This window comes from Desulfothermus naphthae (assembly GCF_054657475.1).
Genome location: NZ_BAAHYQ010000001.1, coordinates 214195 through 238307, shown reverse-complemented (window position 1 = coordinate 238307; position 24113 = coordinate 214195). Strand labels below are relative to the sequence as shown.

Annotated in this window: 22 protein-coding genes and 1 riboswitch; of the genes, 12 read left to right on the top strand and 10 right to left on the bottom strand. The window is 32.6% G+C overall.

All coding sequences use genetic code 11. The features are described from left to right. The first annotated feature begins 61 nt into the window (after positions 1-61). Both nikR and folE2 read left to right on the top strand, forming a co-directional pair. Positions 62-481 (top strand): nickel-responsive transcriptional regulator NikR, encoded by a 420-nt coding sequence (gene nikR / locus ACYQ1E_RS01115; protein ID WP_459874822.1) that lies wholly within the window; start codon positions 62-64, stop codon positions 479-481. Further along, positions 481-1257 carry a GTP cyclohydrolase FolE2 gene (gene folE2 / locus ACYQ1E_RS01110; protein WP_459874821.1) on the top strand — a complete coding sequence of 259 codons (777 nt, stop codon included), beginning with the start codon at positions 481-483 and terminating at the stop codon, positions 1255-1257. Before nikR ends, folE2 begins: the two co-directional genes overlap by 1 nt. A 4-nt stretch (positions 1258-1261) precedes the next feature. On the opposite strand, the gene rnz is transcribed toward folE2, so the two are convergent. The 3 genes from rnz to ACYQ1E_RS01095 form a co-directional block, all read right to left on the bottom strand. Continuing rightward, complete coding sequence (gene rnz / locus ACYQ1E_RS01105; protein ID WP_459874820.1) at positions 1262-2179, bottom strand: ribonuclease Z; 918 nt, start codon at positions 2177-2179, stop codon at positions 1262-1264. Further along, positions 2180-2419, bottom strand: coding sequence for a KH domain-containing protein (locus ACYQ1E_RS01100; RefSeq protein ID WP_459874819.1), 240 nt, complete (start codon positions 2417-2419; stop codon positions 2180-2182). It abuts the gene before it with no gap. Positions 2420-2584: 165 nt separating this feature from the next. Continuing rightward, the gene (locus tag ACYQ1E_RS01095; protein ID WP_459874818.1) at positions 2585-3388 is read right to left on the bottom strand and encodes a TatD family hydrolase; all 804 of its coding nucleotides are present in this window, start codon (positions 3386-3388) and stop codon (positions 2585-2587) included. A 106-nt stretch (positions 3389-3494) separates the two neighbouring features. Then, positions 3495-3740: riboswitch (cobalamin riboswitch) on the top strand. A 122-nt stretch (positions 3741-3862) separates the two neighbouring features. On the opposite strand from ACYQ1E_RS01095, the gene ACYQ1E_RS01090 reads away from it, so the two are divergent. Beyond that, positions 3863-4834 carry a sirohydrochlorin cobaltochelatase gene (locus ACYQ1E_RS01090; protein WP_459874817.1) on the top strand — a complete coding sequence of 324 codons (972 nt, stop codon included), beginning with the start codon at positions 3863-3865 and terminating at the stop codon, positions 4832-4834. Positions 4835-4866: 32 nt separating this feature from the next. On the opposite strand, the gene ACYQ1E_RS01085 is transcribed toward ACYQ1E_RS01090, so the two are convergent. Beyond that, a complete protein-coding gene (locus tag ACYQ1E_RS01085) occupies positions 4867-6345 on the bottom strand; it encodes a TolB-like translocation protein (RefSeq protein ID WP_459874816.1) in 1479 nt (492 codons plus the stop codon). Then, complete coding sequence (locus ACYQ1E_RS01080; RefSeq protein ID WP_459874815.1) at positions 6346-7605, bottom strand: EAL domain-containing protein; 1260 nt, start codon at positions 7603-7605, stop codon at positions 6346-6348. Positions 7606-7800: 195 nt separating this feature from the next. Between ACYQ1E_RS01080 and ACYQ1E_RS01075 the strand changes: the two genes are divergently transcribed. From ACYQ1E_RS01075 to ACYQ1E_RS01050, 6 genes are all read left to right on the top strand, one after another. Continuing rightward, positions 7801-8238, top strand: a complete 438-nt coding sequence (locus tag ACYQ1E_RS01075) for a permease (protein ID WP_459874814.1) — start codon at positions 7801-7803, stop codon at positions 8236-8238. Between the two features lie 77 nt (positions 8239-8315). After that, on the top strand, positions 8316-8834 hold the full coding sequence (locus ACYQ1E_RS01070; protein ID WP_459874812.1) for a hypothetical protein: 519 nt from the start codon (positions 8316-8318) through the stop codon (positions 8832-8834). Between the two features lie 289 nt (positions 8835-9123). Then, complete coding sequence (locus ACYQ1E_RS01065) at positions 9124-9270, top strand: hypothetical protein (protein ID WP_459874811.1); 147 nt, start codon at positions 9124-9126, stop codon at positions 9268-9270. Between the two features lie 128 nt (positions 9271-9398). Continuing rightward, positions 9399-10742 carry an AAA family ATPase gene (locus tag ACYQ1E_RS01060; RefSeq protein WP_459874809.1) on the top strand — a complete coding sequence of 448 codons (1344 nt, stop codon included), beginning with the start codon at positions 9399-9401 and terminating at the stop codon, positions 10740-10742. 36 nt (positions 10743-10778) lie between these two features. Continuing rightward, positions 10779-10997 (top strand): hypothetical protein, encoded by a 219-nt coding sequence (locus ACYQ1E_RS01055; RefSeq protein WP_459874808.1) that lies wholly within the window; start codon positions 10779-10781, stop codon positions 10995-10997. A gap of 54 nt (positions 10998-11051) precedes the next feature. Next, complete coding sequence (locus ACYQ1E_RS01050) at positions 11052-12089, top strand: hypothetical protein (RefSeq protein WP_459874807.1); 1038 nt, start codon at positions 11052-11054, stop codon at positions 12087-12089. A gap of 123 nt (positions 12090-12212) precedes the next feature. On the opposite strand, the gene ACYQ1E_RS01045 is transcribed toward ACYQ1E_RS01050, so the two are convergent. The 5 genes from ACYQ1E_RS01045 to ACYQ1E_RS01025 all read right to left on the bottom strand — a co-directional run bounded on the left by ACYQ1E_RS01045 (position 12213) and on the right by ACYQ1E_RS01025 (position 21317). Next, positions 12213-15401 (bottom strand): helicase-related protein, encoded by a 3189-nt coding sequence (locus ACYQ1E_RS01045; protein ID WP_459874806.1) that lies wholly within the window; start codon positions 15399-15401, stop codon positions 12213-12215. A gap of 271 nt (positions 15402-15672) precedes the next feature. Further along, complete coding sequence (locus ACYQ1E_RS01040; RefSeq protein WP_459874805.1) at positions 15673-16965, bottom strand: IS1380 family transposase; 1293 nt, start codon at positions 16963-16965, stop codon at positions 15673-15675. Positions 16966-17045: 80 nt separating this feature from the next. Then, on the bottom strand, positions 17046-17195 hold the full coding sequence (locus ACYQ1E_RS01035; protein WP_459874804.1) for a phospholipase D-like domain-containing protein: 150 nt from the start codon (positions 17193-17195) through the stop codon (positions 17046-17048). Further along, entirely contained in the window at positions 17188-17664 is a 477-nt protein-coding gene (locus ACYQ1E_RS01030; protein ID WP_459874803.1) for an AlbA family DNA-binding domain-containing protein, read from the bottom strand. Before ACYQ1E_RS01030 ends, ACYQ1E_RS01035 begins: the two co-directional genes overlap by 8 nt. Further along, on the bottom strand, positions 17661-21317 hold the full coding sequence (locus ACYQ1E_RS01025) for an Eco57I restriction-modification methylase domain-containing protein (RefSeq protein ID WP_459874802.1): 3657 nt from the start codon (positions 21315-21317) through the stop codon (positions 17661-17663). Before ACYQ1E_RS01025 ends, ACYQ1E_RS01030 begins: the two co-directional genes overlap by 4 nt. A gap of 385 nt (positions 21318-21702) precedes the next feature. Here ACYQ1E_RS01025 and cmr1 point away from each other — a divergent pair, with 385 nt between their 5' ends. The 3 genes from cmr1 to ACYQ1E_RS01010 are packed head-to-tail and all read left to right on the top strand — an operon-like array spanning position 21703 to position 24092. Next, on the top strand, positions 21703-21927 hold the full coding sequence (cmr1, locus tag ACYQ1E_RS01020) for a type III-B CRISPR module RAMP protein Cmr1 (protein ID WP_459874801.1): 225 nt from the start codon (positions 21703-21705) through the stop codon (positions 21925-21927). A gap of 35 nt (positions 21928-21962) precedes the next feature. Beyond that, positions 21963-22628, top strand: coding sequence for an RAMP superfamily CRISPR-associated protein (locus ACYQ1E_RS01015; RefSeq protein ID WP_459874800.1), 666 nt, complete (start codon positions 21963-21965; stop codon positions 22626-22628). A gap of 45 nt (positions 22629-22673) precedes the next feature. Then, entirely contained in the window at positions 22674-24092 is a 1419-nt protein-coding gene (locus tag ACYQ1E_RS01010; RefSeq protein ID WP_459874799.1) for an RNA-guided endonuclease InsQ/TnpB family protein, read from the top strand. Positions 24093-24113: the final 21 nt, after the last annotated feature.

Sequence of the window (24113 nt, the reverse complement as noted above, 5' to 3'; positions counted from 1 at the left end):
CTTATTTAACAAAAAAAGTTTAAAATTGCTTAAAAATTTAAAACAACAGGAGGGTTAGTAAGTGGGACAGACAATTAGATTTGGAGTATCTCTCGATTCTGAATTGTTAGAGAGATTTGACAAATTATGTGAAGAAAGATGTTACCAAACTAGATCAGAGGCCATAAGGGATCTGATTAGAAAAGAATTGGTTCACAAAGAGTGGGAAGATGAAAACAGAGAAGTAACAGGGACTTTGACTCTAATTTATGATCACCATGTTAGCGATTTGTCTCAGAAAATGACTGAAATTCAACACAAATCCCTAGACGTTATAATAACCACTCTTCATGTACATATTGACCACCATAATTGTATGGAGGTTTTAATTTTAAGGGGACCTGTGAAAAGGATAAAAGAAGTTTCCCAGAGACTTCAATCCACAAAAGGTGTAAAATACGGGAGTCTTAATCTTTCGACTACAGGTAAGGACTTGGTGTAATGGAAGACATTCAAAATAAAACGCCTTCAGTTCAAATTCCTATTGATAGAGTAGGAGTGAAGGACTTCAAGTATCCCTTATTAATTAGAAAAAAAAATAACGGTATTCAACACACAGTTGCCCACGTGAATCTTTACGTAGATTTGCCTTCAGAATTTAAAGGCACGCACATGAGCAGGTTTATAGAGAGTTTGCAAGAATGGTCTGGTGTTTTAGATTATCATACTTTTAAAGAACTTCTTCGGGATGTTCAAAAGAGGTTAAAGGCAAGAAAGTCTCATCTTTCAATATCTTTCCCGTATTTTTCTGAACAGCGGGCGCCAAAAAGTGGAATAAAGGCCCTTATGGATTATGAGTGTGTATTTATGGGAGAATTGGAAGATGATAAGCTTTCCATGTTCTTGCAGGTAACTGTTCCAGTAATGACTGTTTGTCCATGTTCTCTTGCAATTAGTGAAAATGGGGCTCATAGCCAGCGTGCTTTAGTGAAGATAAAATGTCAGTTTGAAGGGTTTTTGTGGGTTGAGGACCTTATTGAAGTGGCTACTACTTCTGCATCTTCACCTGTTTATGCCCTTTTAAAAAGAATAGATGAAAAATATGTAACTGAGTCTGCTTTTTCTAATCCGGTCTTTGTGGAAGATGTGGTGAGAAGGATCGCAGCTAAACTTTTAGACCATCCACTTGTTAAGTGGTTTAGGGTAGAGGTTGAAAGCCATGAATCCATACATAATCACAATGCCTATGCCTGTATAGAATCTCCTTCTAATTTGTGATACATTAAATATTTCTTCTAATAGCTTCAAATTCCATTTCCATACCGTCCCTGGCTGCAATGGTATTTTTAAAAATTTTTTGAGCTTCTTGTTCAAATACTTCTGTGGTGTTATATCTCTGGGAAAAGTGGGTTAAAATTAGCTTTTTTACCTTACTTTTTTTTGCTATTTCAGCTGCCTGCATTGCTGTTAAGTGTTTGTAATTTTCAGCTAATTTTGTTTCAGTAGAAAGATAAGTGGATTCACAAACCAAAATATCTGCACTATCTGCGATTTTATAGGCTGAATCGCAAATCCGTGTATCCATAATATAAGAAAAAATTTGTCTTTTTTTGGGAACCGCTACTTGTTGTAAAAAGACCTTTTGTCCTTTAAATTCAATCATTCCTCTATTTTTTAGCTCACCAATGGCCTCTTTTGGTAGGTCTTTAGGGAGTTTTGATGGGATTACATTCCATTTGAGAGGGTCAGATATTCTAAAGCCATAGCAATCTATCCCATGGTCCAGTTTGTAGGCCTCAATTAATACCTCACCTGAAACACTTATTTTGCCATCATGTTCAATTGGACAAAAGATTAATTCCAGATTGTTGTGAAATATTGCAGCATTGATTAAATTTCTTAAAAAAAGCTCTCCCTCCTTTGGATAGATAATTTCTACTGGATGGTTTATTTGGTTTAATGAAAGCCTTTGAATTATCCCTGGAAGTCCAAGACAATGGTCTCCATGAAAATGGGAAATAAATATTTTTTTTATTCTATTTATTGGGACTTTAAATCTTATTATCTGTCTTTGGGTTCCCTCGCCTGGGTCAAATAAAAAATCTTCATTTTCCCACCTTAGAAAAAGTCCCACATGGTTTCTAAAGGTGGTGGGGACCTGAGATGCTGTCCCCAGAACCACAATCTTTTTTTGCGTCATTTAGTCCTGATCCACAACTATGAGTTGATATTCTTTATTTTGTTTTTTAGAAGCTGCGGCAAGCAGGACTCTAAGTGCCTCTATCATCTTACCCCTTTTACCTATCACCTTACCCATGTCCTGTTTAGCTACTTTTAACTCTAGAAGAGGCATTCGTTTATTTTCCAGATTTTCTTCTACAATTACCTCTTCTGGCCTGTCCACAATTTCCTTCACAAGCTTTTCAACAAATTCTTTCATCACTTTCCACTCTCTTGTTAAAGGTGAAACATAAAGAGCCAAAACCAATAAATAATGTTTATTCTTATACGTTATGTCATATTTTTTCAAGATTGAAGTTCAATTTTTTATTTCAAAATTTTCTGACACATTTTCAATAAGCTTTAGTTCAATCTCATTTTTTTGTTAAGATAAGTGTTCTTCTAAATTATAAAATGAGATTATGTTATGTTTTAATAATTTGGATTTTTCCTCTGGTTTAAGATATTTTCCAGTAACAAAGTCAATATATGGTCTGGATATAATTTTCCCGCTATCGCTATTTAGCATTACTTTATTTATATCATATAAATTATTATTAACTAATTTTGCTATATCCTCTTTGGTAGATTTTCCTTTTTGTAATGTAATTCCTATTTGGACGTTAATTTTTTTTACAAGATCAATTGTATTTAATTCAACATGATCAATTACTATCTGTTGATAAAGGGATTTATAATCATTTAAAATATCTAATATATTTTGAGTTATTTTGTATTTATTTTTTCTTGGGGTATGAATACCAATTCTCTTGTTTTCTGGTAAATAATTAACACACCAATTAAGTTGTTCAATAAGTATTTTTTCTTGAATTTCCTCATCTCCATCCAATCCTATTTCCCCAATTCCAAGACACTTAGGATTTTTCATATGGGTTTCTAAGGCCTTTTTTATTTCTGTTGTAAGTTTTTTAGTGTTTTTTAGCTCCTGGCAAATGGTTCTTGGATGAATTCCTATCTTGTAATAAAAAGGTGAATTTTTTTTAGATAATTCATCAGCTATATTTTTTAGATAATCCCAGTAAATGATATAATCTGCAGGGTCATGTATGTTTTCATTATATGACCAGATTATTCCTCCTATGTTATTATCACGATACTTGGCTGGGAAGTCCATATCTTGTTTTAATAATATATCTCCATGCATGTGGGAATCAATTGCTATTACCATTTTTGTCCTCCATTTTTTTAGTCCAGGAAATATTAAAATCTAAGTGATAAAATTGTCAAATTTTAATGAAACCTTTAGTTAATTATTGACTATTTAAAAATAAAAAATTAAAAGCTTGACGTGTGGTGTCCAAAAGGGCTTAAAAGGGAAGCCAGTGAAAATCTGGCACGGTCCCGGCCGCTGTGACAGGGGACGAAAGCTGCAATATACCACTACCGAGCACCTCTAAGAGGTGTTCTGTGGGAAGGTGCAGCTCGCCCGAAAGGGGCGAGTCCTGTTGAATATCCTTAATTCAACAGGGCAAGTAGGATGATCCTGGAGTCAGAAGACCTGCCACACAAATAGATGCCTGAGTGCTGAGGACAAATCAGGCAATGAAGGGTGAAGAAAATTCGGGTGCAACCCTTTAACTGGAATTTTATCCAGTTAAAGGGTTTTTTTATTTTTAAATTTTTATTAAAAGGAGGTATTGTTATGCGGTTTTTAAAAATCTTTTTAGCAGCTATGATTTTATCCACATTAATTTTGAGTAGAGGGTTTGCTATGGAACATCAAAAAAACAAAATTGGTATTGTTGTGGCGGCCTTTGGTACTACCTATCCAGAGGCACTAAGATCACTGCTCAATATTAGAAATGCAATCAAAAAGGAATTTCCTACTGCAAAAGTAAAAATGGCCTTTACTTCAAATATTATACGGAACATCTGGCATAAAAGGCAAACTGATCCAGAGTGGATAAATAGAGAGGATATACCAAAAGATATTTTTTATGTAAAAGGACCTCTCGCAGCTATTGCTGAGCTGCAAGACGAAGGGTACAGAACAATTATTGTGCAACCCACTCATTTTTATGCAGGTGAAGAATTTATGGATCTATGTTCCTATGTTGATGGTTTAACTGCAATAAAGACTATTAAGAAGAAGTATATACCTTTTGAAAAACTCGTAGTTGGACGTCCTTTAACTGGAATGTGGGGTGTAAATCACGATTATAATGAAGATATTAACGAAACAGCAAAGGCTCTAAAAAAAGACGTAGAATATGCAAAGAAAAAGCATGCTGCCTTGGTCTATATGGGACATGGAAATGAGTATTTTTCAACTGGAGTTTATGCACAGCTTCAGAATACAATGAGGCGAATGTATAAAGTACCAGTTTTTATAGGAACGGTAGAAGGCTTTCCTTCTTTAGATGATGTTATATCTGCACTTATACACTCAAAGGTCAAAAGAGTTGTGTTAAAACCCCTTATGATGGTGGCAGGAGACCATGCCAACAACGATATGGCAGGTCCTGAAAAAGATTCCTGGAAGTCTATTATGGAATCAAAGGGAATTAAGGTCTATCCAATTTTAGAAGGACTTGGTGAAAATCCTGAAATAGTAAAAATATTTGTAGAGCACGTAAAAGATGCAGCAAAGGACAATGGGATACATCTCCATTAAAGATTTGAGGGGAGATGATATCTCCCCTTTATTTAAAAACACGTTTCTACCACATAAAATTTAGGTCCTGGTAATCTAATTGCTTGCCCAGTGATGCAATTTTTGTGAAAAAGTAAAGGTAGTCCTTTTAAATATCCGAAAAATTTCTCCTTTGCTTCTACCCCATCTACTACCATAAACATATTTTTCCCATCACTTGCAACATATGCCATGTGATTACCATCTTTGGAAAAATAAGGAAAATCTGTCCATGGATATTTTTTCCCTTCAATATTATCCAATACAATAAAATATTTTTTACTTTTTACTGCTATGTAGGCAACATGTTTTCCATTGTTGGAGAATTTAGGTCGTCTGATGAAATCATACTTTTTTCCTTCTTTTTTGTCTAAAACTAAAAACCATTTTTTGCCGGATCTTGCTCTATAAGCTATATGTTTTCCATCATTTGATACAACAGGTAATCCAACTGAATCATAGAATTTTTGAGGCTTATTATTAATGAATATCGCTCCTTTGGAGTTTTTCACCCCCATATATAACAGATCATTGTTCTTTGAAAAAAAATACGGACCAATCTGGTCTAATTTTGGTCCCTTTTTCCCATCTAGTACAATGAACATTTTTTGGTTTTCATATACCATATATGCCCAGTGTTTTCCGTCATCTGAAAAAATTACAGTGCCTACATATTGATATTTATCAGAACTTTTTCCATCTATAACAGCAAAAAAATTCATTCCAACCTTAGCAACAAAAGCAAGGTGTTTTGAATCTGGACTAAATACTATGTGTTTTACTTCATCATAAGAACCCCCTATTATTTTACCATCCAAAACCACGCTAAATTTACCATTTTTTTTAATTGGATATGCAATGTGTTTAGAATCAGGGCTAAAATTGGGTTTTAAAACAAGATCATATTCTCCCAGTTCCTTGTTGTTTACAGAGATTGTGGATTTACCGTTGTCTTTTAAGGCTACAATTGCTATCTTTTTGGAATCACTACTAATAACAGGGGATATTCTTTCAGCTATGGCTTTGTAGTCTTTCCAGGGTTTTCCATTTTCGATTAAAAATTCCCTGCCACCTTGAATTGCAATAAATACTATTTTTTTTCCATCTGGAGTAAACTGGGCTTTGAAAATTTCATCAAATCCTTGGGACAATTTATTATTATGAAGCACGTATACCTTATCTTTTATTTTTCCCAGAACTAAAAAATCCTTTCCATCAGGGGAAAAACGAGGATATCCTTTGGCTATATTAGAAAATTCAATGGTCTTTTTTCCATCAACCACTGCTACCATTGTTTTTTTGTCCTTTGATCTACACACAAATCCAATATGTTGTAAATTTGGGGATGGGACAACAGATTCAGCAATCAATACATAACCTTCAGGGGGAGATCCCTTGAATATAACCTTTTCTTTTAGCGTCAGGGCAAATAACCTGGCGGATAGTAAGTAAAGGGTTACAATAGATAGAAGAAAAATAGTTTTGTATTTCATTTACTCCTCCACTTTTAAAAAATATTCTGGTATTTCTGGTTTTGATAAATAATACCCCTGTCCATAGTCAAATCCTATTTTATTAATTAATCTCAATTTGTTTGGAGAATCTATCCCTTCTCCCACAATTGCTATGTTTCTAAAAAGGGACAACTCAGAAATTGATTTTAATAAATAACCAGTTATAGGTTGGGTGGTTGTTTTATCTATTAATTCTTTGTCAATTTTTAAAAAATCCACATGAAGGGTTGTAAATACGTTTAAATTTGAGAATCCAGCTCCAAAATCATCAATAGCAAATTTGATTCCATACTTTTCTTTTAATTTTAATATAGTATTATTTATGTCTTCAAATTCCGAAAATTCTGTTATCTCAATAAGTTCTATACAAATTTGTCCTAGATCTATAGAAAGGTTTTTAAAATTTTCGAAAATATGTGTAATCAGTTTTACATATTGATAAAAAAATTTTGGAATAATGTTAAAAAAATAGACATGTTGGTCTTTTGTTTCTAATTTATATTGAAGGGCTTTATTTATTATAATCTCATCACTTTTTAAATTCAATTTAAAATATTCTAATACATCCATAAATTGTGTTGCACTATAAACATTTTCGTTATATTTAATTCTACTAAGCACTTCATATCCATATAATTCACTTCTATTTAAATCCCATATTCCCTGAAATGCCGGTATCAGATATTTAGAAAAATCTTTACTTAAAATGAAATTAGTAAATTTTCGTAGTTTATCAAATATAGGAAAAGAAAATTTATCTAAGAAATATATACCAGGACCTTTTTGTCTTTTTAGATATTTACAAAATAATATTATATATCTATAGGCCTCTTGAATATTTTTAAAATCAGAGGGATAATGGATAACCGCAATTCTAAAATTTAATTCAATATTTTCCTTAACTTCATCTATTGATATAGGTTTCTCTATTTCCTCTTTTATTTTTAATAACCTTTTCTCACAATCATTTACCTCGCTTTTCTCACCTTTTAAAATTAGAATAAAATCATCAGCATAGATGTTTTCAAAAAAATCTTCTTTTGTAATATATTTTAAAATTCTTTCACAAATTGTTTCCAGGATTCTATTAGTTATTTTATATCCATATTTAAATCCCATAAAAGAAAAATTCATAATGTCAATATATGCAATCAAACATGGGTTATGTCCTATTTTTGACAAGTAATTTTCTCGTCTATAGCTACTCTGCATTTTTATTTTTGGAAGTAAATATTCCATTCTTTCCCCCGTTAGGTTCAAATGATGATGAATTGTTTATTTTTTTACCACTTTTTGTCAAGGCACTTTTTTTACCGCTTGACAAAAACCATAAAAAAACAAATCATAACAAAAGTTATCTTAAAAAATAACCTTTTAAGAAATATCTTTTTCACTCTTCTTGAAAAAAATATTTTTTTAATAAGTAAAAAATAGATGATGGACACATTTTTAGGGATACTCTTTGAGTCATTCAAACTTCTTGAGACCATGGCACTCTACCTTTTATTTGGTTTTCTTGTTGCTGGGATTTTAAAGGTATTATTACCTGAGGAAAAAATAGTTTCTCATTTTGGCAGAGGGAAAATCTTATCTTCCCTAAAGGCATCCCTAGTTGGCATACCCTTATGTTCTTGTGGAGTTCTTCCAGCTGCTGTATCTTTCAGGAAACAAGGAGCAAATAAAGGGGCTACCCTCTCTTTTCTTATCTCAACACCCACAACTGGGGCAGACTCTATCCTTGCTATTTATGCCCTATTGAGACCAAATATTAGTTGTGAGCATTGTGTTAAATCAATTCAAGAAGCACTAAATAAGTTGGAAAATGTTAAGGTAAATTTAAACAGGAAAAAAGTAAGATCATCTCAAAATTAACAATAAAGCTTTTATCAATTATAAAAACTATACGTAAATTTTGGCACTAAAATTAATAAATATATTAGGAGGGCATTATGGTACAAATCTCTAGAAAATTTTTATTGGTTATTTTTCTTGTGTTTTTTAATTCTTCTGTAGTTCTCTCCTTTCCTCATTATAGCACAATTTGTGCTCAACTAGAGGAAATTCCTGGATGGGACTCAGATAAATGCGAGGGTATGAATGTTCAGGGAACTCCAATGGGCAATATGGTTAGTGCACAGAAAAAATACACAAAGGGCAATAAGCAAGTGGACGTAGCAGTGTTCTCCGGCATGAATGCCATGGGAATGTGGGCACCTTATCAGAACAATATGCAGGTTGATTCAACTGAGCGGTTTATTAAGGTAACAAAAATAAATGGGTATAATGTGGCAATTTCTTATGAAAAAAAGGATAAAAGTGGTGGAATTATTATAGGATTTAATTCCAAGAAAAATCCTGGGATGGTCGATGCGGTATTGGTATTTAATTTCTCTAATATGCATTGGAAAGATGGTCTTGAATTTGCGAAAAAATTTGACTGGGATAAAATAAGAGAACTTTTTAAGTAAGGTAACAGAGCGAGTATAGGCCCAGGTCTTAAAACCTTTATTTAAAACACCTCTTTTTAGAGTCTATTATTCGCCTGGCACTTATCACAGTTTTATCAGAATTTCCAAAGTTGAAGAAACTTATTTTTTATCTTATAGCTTAAGAAAACTACGGTAAGATAATTCATAGCCTTTGATTTATTTGCTGAAAATTTTGACAGAGGTGAAGCCTGTAATTTTAAAGGACCTATATGTTAATTTTAAAGGGAATTAAAGATTTTTAACCTATTTTTAATTAGGAGGGACATTTATGAAAATGGAGGATGTGGTATTGTCTCTGAACAAAGGAGAAGTTCAAGAGATATTGAAAATATCTCTTGAAGATGACAAAGAAGGAGCACTTAAGATATTAAAAAACATTGCAAAAAAATTGGAAAAGAAACTTACACCTGGATGAGTTCCTGTTTTTGAGGTCTGTTACAGACCTGGAAGAAATTTATATGGATAGATTTAAACCTCAATAATTATTTGTCATATCAATTAAACATAAATTTTATATCCCACAACTCCAATAAAGGAACATCCATGAGATTTTTTAACACAGCAGGACCAGTTAGATGCGAGGATCATTATTGTTTGCCCCCATTAGAGCGGTTAGATTTAGAAGAAGTGCTAATGCTCATTGATCAGAAAAAATATTTTGTCCTTCATGCACCAAGGCAAACTGGTAAGACAACCTGCCTTTTAGCACTTCAGGAGTATTTAAACAAAGAAGGCAAATACAGGGCACTATATGTAAATGTGGAAAACGCTCAAGGGGCAAGAGAGGATGTTTATAGGGGAATTCAATCCATTATGTATGAAGTTGCCTATAAATATCAAAAGACATTTAAAGACGATTATTTTCTTGAACACTACAAACCAATACTTGAGCAAACAGGAGAATATTCTGCATTTAAGGCACTACTTAGCATGATGAGCGAATATACTAAAAATCCTATAGTGTTAATGATAGATGAGATAGACAGCCTTGTTGGAGACACATTAATCAGTGTATTAAGACAACTTAGAGCTGGTTATACAGACAGACCAGAAGGCTTTCCCCAGAGCATTATTTTGTGTGGAGTAAGAGATGTTCGGGACTACCGCATACACTCAAGCAAAGAAAAAGAAATTATAACAGGAGGAAGTGCATTTAACATCAAAGCCAAGTCCTTGCATCTTGGAAATTTTAATAAAAAAGAGATAGAGATACTTTACAGCCAACACACAGAGGAAACAGGACAAAGATTTGAAGATGGGGTTATAGATTATGTATGGGACTTAACAGAAGGACAGCCATGGCTTGTAAATGCGCTGGGATATGTTGCATGCTTTGAGTTAAAAGAAGGAAGAGATAGAAATAAGCCCATTACAAAAGAACTAATCACAGAAGCAAAGGAAAAGATTATTTTAGAGAGATATACCCACATTGATCAGCTTGCAGACAAGCTTAAGGAAAATACAGTTCAAAGGGTAATAGAGGCCATTTTAGAAGGAGACAAAAATCCAGAGGACATACCAATTGATGATATTTTGTATGTAGAGGATTTAGGTCTAATAAAGATTCGTCCGAATTTGAGGATTTCAAATAAGATATATCAGGAGATAATTCCAAGGGAACTTACCTTTAGCACGCAAGTAACTATAACCCATGATGCTTTGTGGTATGTAAATCCAGATGGAAGCCTTGATATGGTAAAACTTATGCGAGCATTTCAAGAGTTTTTTAGAGAGCACAGCGAGAGCTGGCTTGAGAGATTTCAATATAAAGAAGCAGGCCCCCAACTACTTATGCAGGCATTTTTGCAAAGAATTCTTAATAGGGGAGGGAAGATAGAAAGAGAATATGGACTTGGCAGAAAGAGGACAGATCTTCTTTTGATATAGCCCATTGGAACAACCAGTCTTCTTGAAGCAAAGAAGGTGCAAAAGGTGGTGATAGAGCTTAAAGTTCTTTATAAAAGTCTGGAAAAGACCATAGAAGAAGGTTTATCTCAGACCTATGAATATATGGACAGATATGGAGCAGATGAAGGGCACCTTGTAATATTTGATAAAACAAAGGGCAAATCATGGGATGAGAAGATATTTGAGAGAAGGGAAAAATACACAGGCAAAGAGATATGGATTTGGGGGATGTGAAAATTAAATTCCTTTTGTAGTAATGAGGAAGATATCTAAGTAAAGAAATTAGTGATGAAAAATATTGAAAAAATAAATTTAATTATTGAGAAATATAGAGATAACGAATTTAAGTATTTTGAAGACTTTTACAAGCAAATTTTGTTTTTTGATGCACATGAAGCCATAACATTGTGTGAAGTAACACCAGAGAATATTCAAAAGCCAGAGTTTATTCATAAAATTTTAACTTATCATGGTGGTGAGACTAAGATAGTTTTTAATAATTATATATTATTTCAAGTTGGTAATGTAAATGGTATTAGCCTTATGCTATTAAATAAAGATATTGATTTAAAAAATTCCTCTCCTTATAATATTTTTTTGGAAAAAATATACCCAAAAGGACTAAAATTATATATAGATACCAATTTTTATGAATTAAAACAAAAACAATATATTGATGTAGAACAAAAATATTTTTATTTTAATGGTAAAAAATATCAATTGGATGATCTTTGTTATAGGAATGGTGGAATTTATCCTATATTATTATATAATAGGTCTCAACGCTATTTAACAGAAGCATTTTTAGAGGAATTATTTATTGAAATTGATAAAAGCAATTTTATAGATTGTCTGGCTATGAAATATTATCCTTATGAAAAAAGAAAAGATAGAATTAATATTTATATATCAAGTTTTTTGCGGGAAAACAAGCATTTATTAAATCAATTTCTTTCAATTATAAAAGATTTGGTTTATAAATATCAACAACAAGGATTACAATTTCATAAAGACCAATTTATCATGCCATATGAATTTGATGAGAATAGATTTATTGCCAATACTTATGTTGCTGATAGCTTCAATAAGTCTTTATTAATTTTAATATTACTCTACATGAAAAAAGATGAGAAATGGTGTAAAGATTTTTTTTATTGTCATGATGTTTACAATTATAATAAAAAGGATCTTAATGTGTTGAAATCTTATATAAGAAATTTAAAAAATATTACATTTGAAGACCTTGTTTTTGAAATTTTAGATAAATTTAAGATTAAGCATCAGAAAGATTATTTATTAACATATTCAAAAGTTTTTAAATTTTAAGGAGTGCATTCATAAAAAGAATTGTTTGCAAAAAATTATAGAAAGATAAATCTTATAAAAATTCGTTATGCAATTCTTAAACTCTCATATTCAAAGGGGATTTACACAAATAATGTTACAGACTCAGTTACTTCTATTCTCAACTGCGATTATAATATCATCTGCAATTTTTGTTGTTTTTTTAAGAATTATGTCCAGATAATCCATTCCAATTTTTTGCCTTAATTGTTCTATATTTTGAATTAGCTCTGCATAAGAATCTTTATTTAATTTTTTAGGCAATATGAGTTTTCTAAGTGTATTTGTTGATAATGTCTTATAAATTTTTATATCAGTTAAAAGAGTATCAATAAAAGCAATCATATTTTGATCTAACTCATTTCTTTTATTTTTCAGCAATGACTTTAAACTATTTAATGCCTTTTTTTCTATAGATAGCTCAGAAGAGTTAGTCCTGTAGGTAGGTTTATATTTCTTTATTTTTTCGTAAGATTTCCAGAATTGTTTGCTTAATGGTAGCCTTTTTTCTTCAAAGGGACATTTAATATATTCCATTAATTCCTGAAAACTTCTTTCTGATATTTCAATCTTATTATCTTTATAAGTAGCTAACAGAGAAAATATTGCCATTCCTTTTTTCTTAAAAACAACAGTGTTGTTTTCCTTAAAATATTTAGCTGTCTTTGTTCTATTTGGTAATTCCTTTATTCTGTCTATTACTTGAGGATGTGTTTGTTTAATTTGTTTATATTCATTTCTTATGATTGTAATAATATTTAGTTCTTCTTCATCAGGGTTTGAATTTATTTTTGTAAATAAACCACTCGGAGTAGGTTCTTCATCAGGATCAAAGATTTTTGCATCTTCTCCAAGGGCATTATGAATCAAAAACATCTTTTGCTGGGCGATCTCTTTTATTTTTACTTGGCTTGCTCCTTGCTCAGTTGGAAAAATATTATATATAAAAAGCTCATCAAAGACTTTTGTCCCAATCCTATTTATACGGCCAATTCGTTGGATGACCCTTGTGGGGTTCCATGGTATATCATAGTTTATTATTGCACCTGCACGATTTAAATTCACACCTTCTGAAAGTTTATCTGTTGTTATTAAAATATCATAATCATCTTTTTGTTCTTCATATTTTGCGTTAAAATTGGCATCAAGCTCCATGGCCAATTTTTTGCTAAGATTGCCATCACAAAATATTACCCTGCCAATATTCTCTTCAAAATAGTCCTTTAAATGTAAAACAGTATCCGCATATTCAGTAAATATTACGATCTTTCTTTTTGGATTAGTTTCTTGTTTTAATATCTTTTTTACTTTTTCCAATACTTGTTTTCGTTTTGGATCATCTTCCACTAAATTTAATTTTTCTATTTGTTGTTTTATTTTTTCAAACAATTTTATATCATTATCAATATCACAAAGAAATTCATCTTTTCTTTTAAATTTTTTTATTTCATAGATCTTTGTATGTTTAGGTGATGATTTGCCCTTTGCATTTTCTCTAAATTCTTTTAATGCTTTTTCTATGGCTTCCATTGTGAAAGTGTCGGCATTTTCTTCATTGTTATAAATTGACTCTATTAATTTTCGATCTAAAATATATTTGCCTGAAGTTTCAATAAAAGATTTAACCATTCTGTGAGTGCGTAAAAAATTTTCAATGCTTTTAGCAAATGCTCCAAAAGAACTTTCAAATCTTTTTACTAATAATCTTCTCATAAAATCAAATAAGTTGCGCTGTTGTTGGTAAGTTCTGTTTGTTTCTAAATCTTTCTCCTTGTTAAGATCTGTTTCATATTCATAGGGACGATAAATTGCGCCACTAAATTTGCCATCTTCTGCAAAATATTCTTTTATAATTTTGTCATAAAATTCAGATTGCTGTTTACTTAATTTGTAGAATATTTCTTTTGGGTCTTTAACTTTTGAAAGATTTTTTATCTCCTTTTTATAATCAAAATCTTCCTGCAAATCCAATCTGTTTCGTCTTATTATTACAGGAGAAATAACATTTTTAATATCGCTTGCCATTTGATTTACATTTTGTTTAACAAGCGCAACATTAATTGGAGGTTTTAAGCCAAACATCATTGTGTAAAGCCTCTCGGCTTTTTTCCGTTTTTCCTCATTAATAGAATTGTAATTTTTTAAAATAAAAGAAAGATTTTTAAAACGATAGTTATAAGAATGAAATCTTCCTTCTAAATTAGGCTCAATTGTAATACCAGATTTTCCTGGCACAATAAAAAGTTTAAGCAAAGAAAAAATATCAGCAGGAGAGTTATTAAAAGGTGTTGCAGTTAAAAGTATGACAATTTTACCTCTGCATATATCTAAAAGTGCTTCATAAGCCTCTGTATCTTGATTCCTAAAACGATGAGCTTCATCAACAATTACAACTTCATATTCTATATTATTTTTCTTTATTGATTCTGCTAATTTTTCAATATTTCCTGTACTTTCTATGTCCCAATTATGGAGTTTAAATTTATGCCAATATTCATACCAGCCTGTTCCTTCTTTTTTGTCTCCAATAAGCCCTGGAGGACATAAAATTAATCCTCGTTTTCCAAGTTGAAGGGCAATCAATGATGCAATGACAGATTTTCCCAGACCCACAACATCGGCTATTATAACACCTCCATAAGTTTCAATGATATTTAGAGCCTGATTTACTGCATCTATTTGATAAGCGTATTTCTTAAAGCCGTTTTCTTCTAAAATACGTTCAAGAGAAGGAGTAATCTTTTTGCTTTCATAAAGTTCAAGATAAGTTTTTAATATATAAGCATAGGCTTCATAAGGTGTTATAAGTGATGTTTGGGTTCTATTTTTTAAAAAATCAAGTATGATTTCTTTGCCGTTTGGAGCTTCAGTAATGGGAATAGCTTTTTGCCATAGTTCATCAAAATAACTTTCTGCGTTTTCAAATCCATAATCTCTGATTTCCACATTAAATTCATCTTGGTTTTGAAGTCCTGCTTTTGTTAAATTGCTGCTTCCTGTTATAAATTCACCTTTTATATTAAAAACTTTTTGATAATCACCATCCAGTTTAAAAACATAAAGTTTTGCATGATTTGGATTAAGAGTTTTTCTGATTATTAACCGCCCATCTTCAAGAAGTTTTATAAAGAATTCTATTTGATTATAAAACTCTTCATTATCCATTTCAGGGTTGTTAATTGCATTGCCAAGGGATTTTATAAAGCGTGTAAAATATTCTTCTCTGCTTAAATTGTTGTCATGATTTCCAACTTCAACAATGTTTGAAAAATATTTGTCAACCTCTAATCCCACAAGAATTTTAAGAATTATGTTATTGTTTTCTTTTAAAGATTTATACCTAAAATCTGCAATTACAGTTCAATCGTAAGCAACTGATTGTTCTGGACAGAGATACCTAGATATGGAGCTGTTATGTTAAAGGATATGTCTCCCTCATTGTGACTTGGAAGGCTTTTTCAGGTAGAAGCTGCGGTCAGTGGCACTCTTTACGGGTGTGTAAAGGCACACCACTGCACATGGACTTACGCAAAATCCTATTTTGGAGGATACTCTCAAAAAAAGATTAAGCAAATTGTAATGACCGGATGGAATTTTCTATCTTTATCCAACGTTCTTTGAAAAAATAATCCCTCGATAATCGAAGGAACCATTGTCGTCCCGCATGCATCAGCCGAGCTGGAACATGGATTAGAAACATGCGGATTGTGTTGGGCTCTTCTCTAAAACCATCTTCATCGTTGAGCCACATCATCCAAACCAGTAGATTGTAAGCCAGAATACAGGTCTGGAATATGGCGGAGTTGGCCCAAAAATCCTGTGTCAAAATGCTTCCAGAGGCCATCTGTCCCTTACACCACTCAATCCAGTTTTCACTGGCCCCCCGTTGGCAATAATACCTGTGGACGTCCCAGGGACTCAGGTTCATATTTGTTACATAACAAAAATAATCATACTCAGTCTTTGTAACGCTGAAAAAAAAGCAACTAAATTTGCTCTCTATTACTTGACGTACGGCCACAAACCGGCGGGGGTGTTTCCACCTCTCACATTTGTATGTGAATTCGGTCTTCTCATAGCCAGGTCTATTTTTAACCTTGTGCCATTTCTGAGCTTCTAAAAGCTGAGTGAGTCCTCGCATCTTAACCTTGATTAAGTACAAAGCATGAGCCTCTTCTAAGTAGTCTAAAAGTTCTCCATTAAAAAAGGCGGAATCTGCACGTACAATAATTTTCCAGACTCTCCTTGGAAGCTTGGCAAAGCACTCTTGCATAAACTCTACACAACCATTGGCTGAATAAGCATCTCCGGCTCTAAACCAGTTGTGAAGACATTCCCGCGTCTCAGCAATAAAGCAAAGGAGCGGATGATATCCCCTTTGTCCTGGCTTCTTGGGGTTGTAACCCTTCTCGGCACCTTCCTGTTTCCCATACACCCCACGCACTGTAGAGTCCAAATCTAAAGTGATGCGGCTAAACCATTTTTTACCCCAAACCTTTTTGCGCACTTTTGTTTCTACATCGGAGAGCTCATTGCAATGTCGGGGATTAAACAACTTAAAAACCCGATTTATGGTAGTATAGTCAGGAAACCTTTCCCATTTAAAAAGCGACCTCAATGCTAAATCAGATCTTAGGATAAATACATGGCTCATATGCTTAGCCCCAGCTAACACTGCCATCATCAAAATCATGATAATGTCGGAAACCTTATACTGTGCGGTAGCTCCCCGCTTAATAGTAATGTGTTGCTCAAGCATCTTGGGAAGCTTCAGTTTGTCAGCAAACAGGCCCAGCAATACCAGTCCGGCGTTGCCCGTAAGATTTTTTTCAGTGAACTTAACATGGAATCTACGCATAGAATCAGTGCCTCCTTCATACTTCCTATTTGAAACACTTTATACCATTAATTCACTATATTGTCAAGCTAAACATTATCTTATGATGCAAATTTTAGGTTATAAATCTCTCGCCAACCTGAAAAATAAAAAAAGCCTACAAGAAACTTTAACTCTGTGCTTGCTTTTATGAGTTTTTGCAATCTCTCTTTTAATGTGATGTTTTCTTCATTGGTTATAAAGTTATTCATTATTTTTAATCTCCCTTAACACAAAAAAATACTTTTGTTTGGAGCTGGTTGGTTTGTCAGGGATTGTGAGTTTTAGGAGTTTTTTTTCTAAAAGAGGTTTTAAGATGCTATTTCGCAAGTGTTTTCTATCTTTTATATTTATAAACTTTCCGATTTCATCAGCACTTCTAGGTATTTTGCAAAAGTCCAGAATAGCCATCTCCCTTTTGCTTAATTCCTCTGCTTGAGGGGTATCCTGGGGAGTAGCTTGGGCGACTACTTGAGGGATATGTGCTTTTTTAAGAGGATTTTCCACACCTATAATCTTTCCATTGTCTTTAACTCCCAGAATCAAATGCCCGCCTTTTCTCTTTAAAAACGCGCAAACTGTTTCAAATACATCTTTGTTAAGAGCGTTGCGGGATTCCTTAAATTCAATATCAATTCCTTCCCCTTTAGAAATTATTTTCTTTAATTCTTTTTCATTCATTTTTTCTCTACCTGCTCAATGGAAAATTTGTCGTATTCCTCTTTTGTTAATGGGAATTCAGGGTCAACAATCTTTACCTCATCATAAGTTAGTTCATACAGCTTATAAACCATAAGGTCTATTTGTTGCTCTTCCTTTGTTGTGTCTTCACCTCGTTCTTTTTTGATAAGGATTTTGTCAACAATAGTTTCAAAAGGTTTTTGTTGGGATTTGGATACTAGGGGAATTGGAAGATTAATTAAAAAAGCTTTTTTATATCTAAATCCTTTTTCTCCTAACCCACCACCTGCATAAAATTTTCTAAAGAAATATGTTACAGGTTTTGAATTTAAATTTGCAATAAGAAATTTTATAAATTTTCCTGTTATGATAAATGTGGTTGCTTCTGGGAAATATCCATTTATATCATAATAAAATTCAGCATATCTAACTATCTCCTGATAAACAATCTTCTCGTTTTCAAATTCTTCAAGATATGCACAATTTCGTAAATTATAAGGCGTGATCCCCTTATCTTGTCGTTTTTTTAATTTATCCCAATATTTATCCAAATGCTCTTTTATCGCAGGATATTCCCTTACATCTATAGGCGGAATATATTCGCCTTTTGAATTTTTATATCCATTATGTGTATTTATCAACCACAAATCCGCAAATTCCGCTTTATATCTCTTAATATCCCTTCCCCGCAAAATTGGTTTTATTATTTCTGCGGATTTTGGATCTTTTCTTATAAGCTCATCTTTGGTTTTACCGTCAATTATAAACGCTTTGTTGTAGCCAGTTTTTATTCCGTAATTAATTTGAATATCCCAATCTTTTAGCGGTGTTCCTATTCTTTCTATTTTTTCTTTTATCTTTTGTTCTTGTGGAGAGAGAATTATCCAATTCTCCTCGTTTAGGTCTGTCAGTATGGTAAAATCCTTGTCTGTAAGAGTGTTAATTTTATCTTTCTCAGCTAAAGTTAATGCTTTTAATCTATGATGATTTTTTTCAGAAAAATCTTTTTTTGCAATAAGCAAGATATTGGTGTCAACTGTGGCAGTATTAAAAATGCCTGGGCCTAAATCAATTAATTTTAATGGAGTATGTTTACTCAAAAATTTTCTTAAAGATTTACCGTAGTTTGCTCGCATCCATTTATTAGAAGTAATAAAACATAGTAGGCCATATCTATTTAAAATCTTTATACCTTTCTCATAGAATAGTGTATAAATATCTCCTGTTCGCTCAAATGTTTTATAATTTTCATTTTTATATAAGTCCGCAAATTTTTGTTTATTGTTTACAGCTTTTTGCAGTTGGATATAGGGCGGATTGCCAATCACAATATCAAACCCGCGTTTTTGAGAAAACACTTCCGCAAAATATACATCCCACAAAAAGAAATCTTTTTGTTTTCTGCCTTCTGTGTATGCAATTAAGTCTTTTTTGACTTGTTCAATATCAAATCCAAGTTTTTTATTTAATTTTTGCTTTTCTTCTTTTATAAATATTTCCCTTTGTTCTTTAGGTATTTTTTTGGCTCTTTCTTCAATATCTTTCAGTGTTGAATCAAGACCACTTATTTTTGTTTGAAAAATTTCTATAATTTTTTCATTAATTTTATCCCGAAGTTCTCTTTTCTTTTTATTGTTTGGTTCATATTGATATTGATGTTTAAGGTCTTCAAATTCCTTTATAATTTTTTTATAGGGAGGTTCTATCCCTTGAAAATGCAATACTTTGTATTTTTCTCTTTTGTTGTTGCTAAAATCAATTCCCGCAAAAGTGGATATTAAACTATTTCCTTGCATCAATTTAAAATCAAGATTGGGTAATGGTTCAACTCCACAATTTTCTTTTGCTTTGTCAATTTCCTCATCCACCAGAAGAGAGATAAAAAAGCGAAGTTTTGCAATTTCCACAGCAATCTGCTGAATATCCACCCCATATATACATTTTTCAATCAGATAGAGTTTTCTGCCATAATCTGCATTTTTTTCTTTAAATTGCTTTTCAATTTGCTGGGTAAGTTTATGTTGAAGTACAGGATCTTTAATAGATTTTTTTATGGACTCAATCTGTGATTCTTTCCAGTATTGGTTTTTGGGATCAAGTTTGCCAAGAATAAAAACAAGTTTGTTTAGCATTGCCATTGGAAACGCGCCTGAACCAACAGCAGGGTCAACAACCCTTAAATCATTTATTAGATCTATTACTTTTTTTGTGGTCTGTTCATCAAAAGGATTTTTAGAATTGTCTGATTTTATCAATAAATCTAATTTTTCATCAATGCTGGGCATATCTTTTAGATGTGTTTTAAAATATTGTTTAAGGCTTTCTTCAGTCATGTAGTTGACTATTTCCCTTGGAGTGTAAAAACTGCCAGTAGCTTTTCGAGCTGTTGTGGCGGTTTCAGGATTATAACTTGCAAGCAGATTTTCAAAGATAGAACCTAAGAGTTCAGGATCAAGGGCAATTTCCACATCATCAGGTTCGTTTTCATCAATGGTAAAATTATAACTTTTAAGTATGTTTATTAAACCTTCTACCTCATAGGTTTTCTTTTTTTCTCTAAAAAAATCTGCTAAATCAACCTTGATTGGATCTGAAAAGAAAAGGAAATTGGGGACTTTTGGTTGATATTTTTTGGTATCTGTAAATCCATCAATATATTTTCTTTCATTGCTAATTTTTGATTTATAATCCAGACATTCAAACAATCCACCATTTAAAAATGGAATCTCTTTAAAAAGATTTTCAAGAAATACGCTTTCTTTAAATAAATTGTGATAACGGAAAACATTCTGATTACCATAGTCTGGATTATATCCTTTATGTCCTCTGACTTCTCTTCTGAATTTTCTTTCATTTTGCTTTGTATTTAAAGTAGCAAAAAATAGATTTTGTAAAATTGCCTTATAATATGTTGATTCTTCATCAGAAAAATCCTTTAATATTTTGCCAATCTCTTCCTTGTCAAAAAGTTCATCTGGAATAAGTCCTCGCACCTTCATAAACCAGACAAACATAAGGCGGGTGATAAGCCTTATAATTGCGATCTCTCTCCCATTTTTTTCTTTTTCCGCATCTTCAGGAAATTTTACATTTTTAATTGCCCAAAAGTACCATCTTTGGAGTTTTGTATAAAATTCTTTAGTAACAGGCTCTACACTAAAAGCATCTTGAATACTGTCCAAGTTTTCAAAATTACATTTGGAAATTCTATTAATAAATGTTTTGTTTGTCTGTTTTGGACTTACAAAATATGTATATCTTTTGAAATCTGTAAAATTTCTTTTAGTTCCCTGATAATTTGCTTTGATAAAACTAAATCTAAAATTGCCATTATCATCGTAAAAAATAAAAAAGGACGCGTCTTTATTTTCATATTTTAAAATTTTCTTTGCAATTTCATATTGTCTTTTCTTTCCTGTTTTATTTGTAAGCGGGGCTAAAGTTTTTGCGGCAATGACAATTATCTCATCGCTGTTTTCTAAATTAGCTTCTCCGATTTTTAATATGTCTTCATAGTTGTTTAGAATATTGAAATTATTTTCAAATAAATATTCATAATTTTCTTCTTCTATACTAAAGGTATAAATTTTTTCCCTAAAAAAATCCTTTAAAGTATCTATAGAGAAATTTTCAATTAAAGATTTTATTGACATATGAATCTTCCCGCTTTTTCTCAAAATTTTCACATTGTTACTATGGTAAATATTATATTAAAGAAAAAATTTACTTTTAAAAAACTTAATTTTATGCAACATTATCAATTCAAAATCAAAAAACAAATCTGCCTGAAGTTAAAAATTTTATCAAGGAGCTTTTTTCTGGAAACAACGAGTTTCGCGGGGCCTTTTATTTATGATAAGTTGTAAAATTAGTGTTTTTTTATTAGGGATGACTGAGCGAGGGACAAACTCAACGAGCTCGGACAATTTAAAAATAACAGAATATGAAGATAAAATCATAAAGGCATTAAAACTGGGGAATATTAGGATAGAGGATGAGGAAAAGATATAAAAACCAGTATGTTAAAGGGAGAAATTTATGGAAGGCAAATCAATTAAAGTAACCTTTAAAACATTGACTCCTCTGTGGACTGGGGATGCGTGGGGGGAGTCAAACGAATTGAAATTAACGGGAATCATAGGTTCTTTAAGATGGTGGTTTGAGGCGCTTGTAAGGGGAATGGGGTATAAGGCGAGTGATTCTACAGGTGCCCAATGCCTGTGGAAAATGTCCTGTTTGTCTCTCTTATGGTTTTATAAATGATGAAGGGGCACAATCAGGACTTGCCTATTTTTCAGATGCAAGAATTTTGTTTTTTTCCAGTTTCAACAATGATTGGTACTGTTTGGGTAACATCCGATGAGATTGTGAAGGAGGTAATTAATACTAATGGCTCCGATGAAATAGAAGTTACTGAAAATGAGTTTATTTGTTCAAATGAAATGACTGAATTGCCTAAAAGCAATGAATCCAAAGAAATATTAAATTTTGGTTGGATAATGCTTGAGAAGAAAGAAAGTAAAGATATCTTGGACAAAATAGAAAATAAATTGTGTGTTGTTTCAGCAAAAGTTTTTCATCACATTGTAAACTCAAATCTTGAAACAAGAACTTCAGTTTCGATAAATCCCGTAACAGGTGCTGCGGAAGGCGGAGCTTTGTTTACTTATGAGGCATTACCAAGGGGTACTGTTTTTATTCTTGATGTAACTTATGAAAATCCGAAAAATTATGGCAAAAATAATCCTATTGAAGAGGTTATAGGAACAGTTGAAAAAAGCTTTGAGCTTTTTTCAACTCTTGGAATTGGCGGAATGGGAACAAGAGGATTTGGCAAGATTGAGATTAAAAAGGATAATTTTCTTAATGAGGAGAAGTATTGGAAGAGTGTAAAAAGTTTTATCTTTTGCGGGCGGGAAGACCCCTTCCGTAAGGGAGGGGATGTAAGCCCACAGGTGCATTAGGACCTTGAAACTAAACAACTGTGAGTATGGATTACAACTACAGAGATGAAAACAAAAAGAGCAATAGTCCTGGAATTAAACAACTTGACAGAAGAACAGCAAATAATACTTGGACACCTTACCTACCATGCTGGAAGACTTTGGAATCAAGCAAACTATCTTGTAAAAAACAGATTAGCAAAACCTGACTATAGAGACCTGTATAACAAACTCAAAGAGACATCCTTACACCTGCGTTCTTTGCAATCCCGATCAGCTCAAATAGTCCTTGACGAACTATCAAGAGGGTGGAGCAACTTTTTCAAGTTCTTGAAAAATCCTGAAAGGTTCAAGAAGAAAGGGATAGAAACCGTTAAACCACCGAGTTACGTAAATCCCAAAACACCCCACAGAGTAGTAACCTGGGATAAAACGGGATTCAAGATAGAAGGAAGCAGGATAAGGCTATCCATTTCAAAGAGCTTAAAGGGATACTTGCTCAAAAAATTTAGATTTTCACCCAAGTACCTGTGGATAGAAACAGGATATAAAGACCTGAAAAAACTTAAACCTCTCAACATTCAGGTAGTTCCGTATAAAGCCTACGGGCATATAAGCTTTAAAATGGTGATAGTGTATGAAAAAGAAGTTTTTGAAGTTAAACCCATAGGGAACAAAATATTGGCGATAGACTACGGAATCACAAACTTTGCAACTTGTGTAGTAGAGGGAAATCCGGTTTCTTACATCATAGATGGAAGGGGGCTAAAGACGTTACTCAGGAAAAAGCTCAAAAAGATAACTAACCTGCAGAGAAGACTTGACAACCTCAAAAACAAAGGACTGCCGACTATTCAAGTAGAAAAGAGACTTCACAAACTTTGGAAGAGAATCAAGAACCTAATGAGAGACTATGCTCACAAGGTAAGCAACCTGATAAGAGAGCTTGCATTTAGGAATGGAGTAAGAACGGTAGTAATAGGGAAAGTTCAAGAGTCAAAAAACAAAGAAAACAGCCTCCCAGACCTTGTAAATCAGATGTTTAAACTGCTGCCACACGGAAAAGTAACAGAATACCTGAGCTATAAGCTCAAAGAAATAGGGATAGAAGTTAAACTAATAGATGAGAGCTATACTTCCTTGACGGATAGTTGTGATGAAAGCACAACTATCTCAAAACAAAGTAAAGGACAAGGAAGGAGAATAAAGAGAGGACTATTTCTGTCTCCTGTTAAAGGAGTGATTAATGCAGATGTTAACGGAGCGAGGAATATCTTAAGGAAATTCAAAAAGAATTGGTTTGAGCTTGTAACAGGATTAAAGAGAATAGTCAGACTAAGAATCTACAAACTTGGTAAAGGTATCTCCGAATCCCTGCTTTTTGCAGGGATAGGAGTAGAGGGTAGAGTGAACCTGCCCAAAGGGATAAGGGTAGGAGTGACCTATCAAGCTCCCTTAGAAGCTCCGTCTGTAAGGGCGGAGTAGTTCACTGAGAGATTAAAAGAG

Excerpts from the sequence above, each read along its gene's own strand:
- cmr1 (WP_459874801.1), top strand. The coding sequence starts at position 21,703 with ATGGAAGGCAAATCAATTAAAGTAACCTTTAAAACATTGACTCCTCTG.
- ACYQ1E_RS01025 (WP_459874802.1), bottom strand. The coding sequence starts at position 21,317 with ATGTCAATAAAATCTTTAATTGAAAATTTCTCTATAGATACTTTAAAG.
- ACYQ1E_RS01070 (WP_459874812.1), top strand. The coding sequence starts at position 8,316 with ATGGTACAAATCTCTAGAAAATTTTTATTGGTTATTTTTCTTGTGTTT.
- ACYQ1E_RS01100 (WP_459874819.1), bottom strand. The coding sequence starts at position 2,419 with ATGAAAGAATTTGTTGAAAAGCTTGTGAAGGAAATTGTGGACAGGCCA.
- ACYQ1E_RS01060 (WP_459874809.1), top strand. The coding sequence starts at position 9,399 with ATGAGATTTTTTAACACAGCAGGACCAGTTAGATGCGAGGATCATTAT.
- ACYQ1E_RS01095 (WP_459874818.1), bottom strand. The coding sequence starts at position 3,388 with ATGGTAATAGCAATTGATTCCCACATGCATGGAGATATATTATTAAAA.
- ACYQ1E_RS01075 (WP_459874814.1), top strand. The coding sequence starts at position 7,801 with ATGATGGACACATTTTTAGGGATACTCTTTGAGTCATTCAAACTTCTT.
- ACYQ1E_RS01065 (WP_459874811.1), top strand. The coding sequence starts at position 9,124 with ATGAAAATGGAGGATGTGGTATTGTCTCTGAACAAAGGAGAAGTTCAA.
- folE2 (WP_459874821.1), top strand. The coding sequence starts at position 481 with ATGGAAGACATTCAAAATAAAACGCCTTCAGTTCAAATTCCTATTGAT.
- ACYQ1E_RS01015 (WP_459874800.1), top strand. The coding sequence starts at position 21,963 with ATGCAAGAATTTTGTTTTTTTCCAGTTTCAACAATGATTGGTACTGTT.
- ACYQ1E_RS01030 (WP_459874803.1), bottom strand. The coding sequence starts at position 17,664 with ATGAATGAAAAAGAATTAAAGAAAATAATTTCTAAAGGGGAAGGAATT.
- ACYQ1E_RS01050 (WP_459874807.1), top strand. The coding sequence starts at position 11,052 with ATGAAAAATATTGAAAAAATAAATTTAATTATTGAGAAATATAGAGAT.
- rnz (WP_459874820.1), bottom strand. The coding sequence starts at position 2,179 with ATGACGCAAAAAAAGATTGTGGTTCTGGGGACAGCATCTCAGGTCCCC.
- ACYQ1E_RS01090 (WP_459874817.1), top strand. The coding sequence starts at position 3,863 with ATGCGGTTTTTAAAAATCTTTTTAGCAGCTATGATTTTATCCACATTA.
- ACYQ1E_RS01010 (WP_459874799.1), top strand. The coding sequence starts at position 22,674 with ATGAAAACAAAAAGAGCAATAGTCCTGGAATTAAACAACTTGACAGAA.
- ACYQ1E_RS01085 (WP_459874816.1), bottom strand. The coding sequence starts at position 6,345 with ATGAAATACAAAACTATTTTTCTTCTATCTATTGTAACCCTTTACTTA.
- ACYQ1E_RS01080 (WP_459874815.1), bottom strand. The coding sequence starts at position 7,605 with ATGGAATATTTACTTCCAAAAATAAAAATGCAGAGTAGCTATAGACGA.
- ACYQ1E_RS01035 (WP_459874804.1), bottom strand. The coding sequence starts at position 17,195 with ATGAATAACTTTATAACCAATGAAGAAAACATCACATTAAAAGAGAGA.
- ACYQ1E_RS01040 (WP_459874805.1), bottom strand. The coding sequence starts at position 16,965 with ATGCGTAGATTCCATGTTAAGTTCACTGAAAAAAATCTTACGGGCAAC.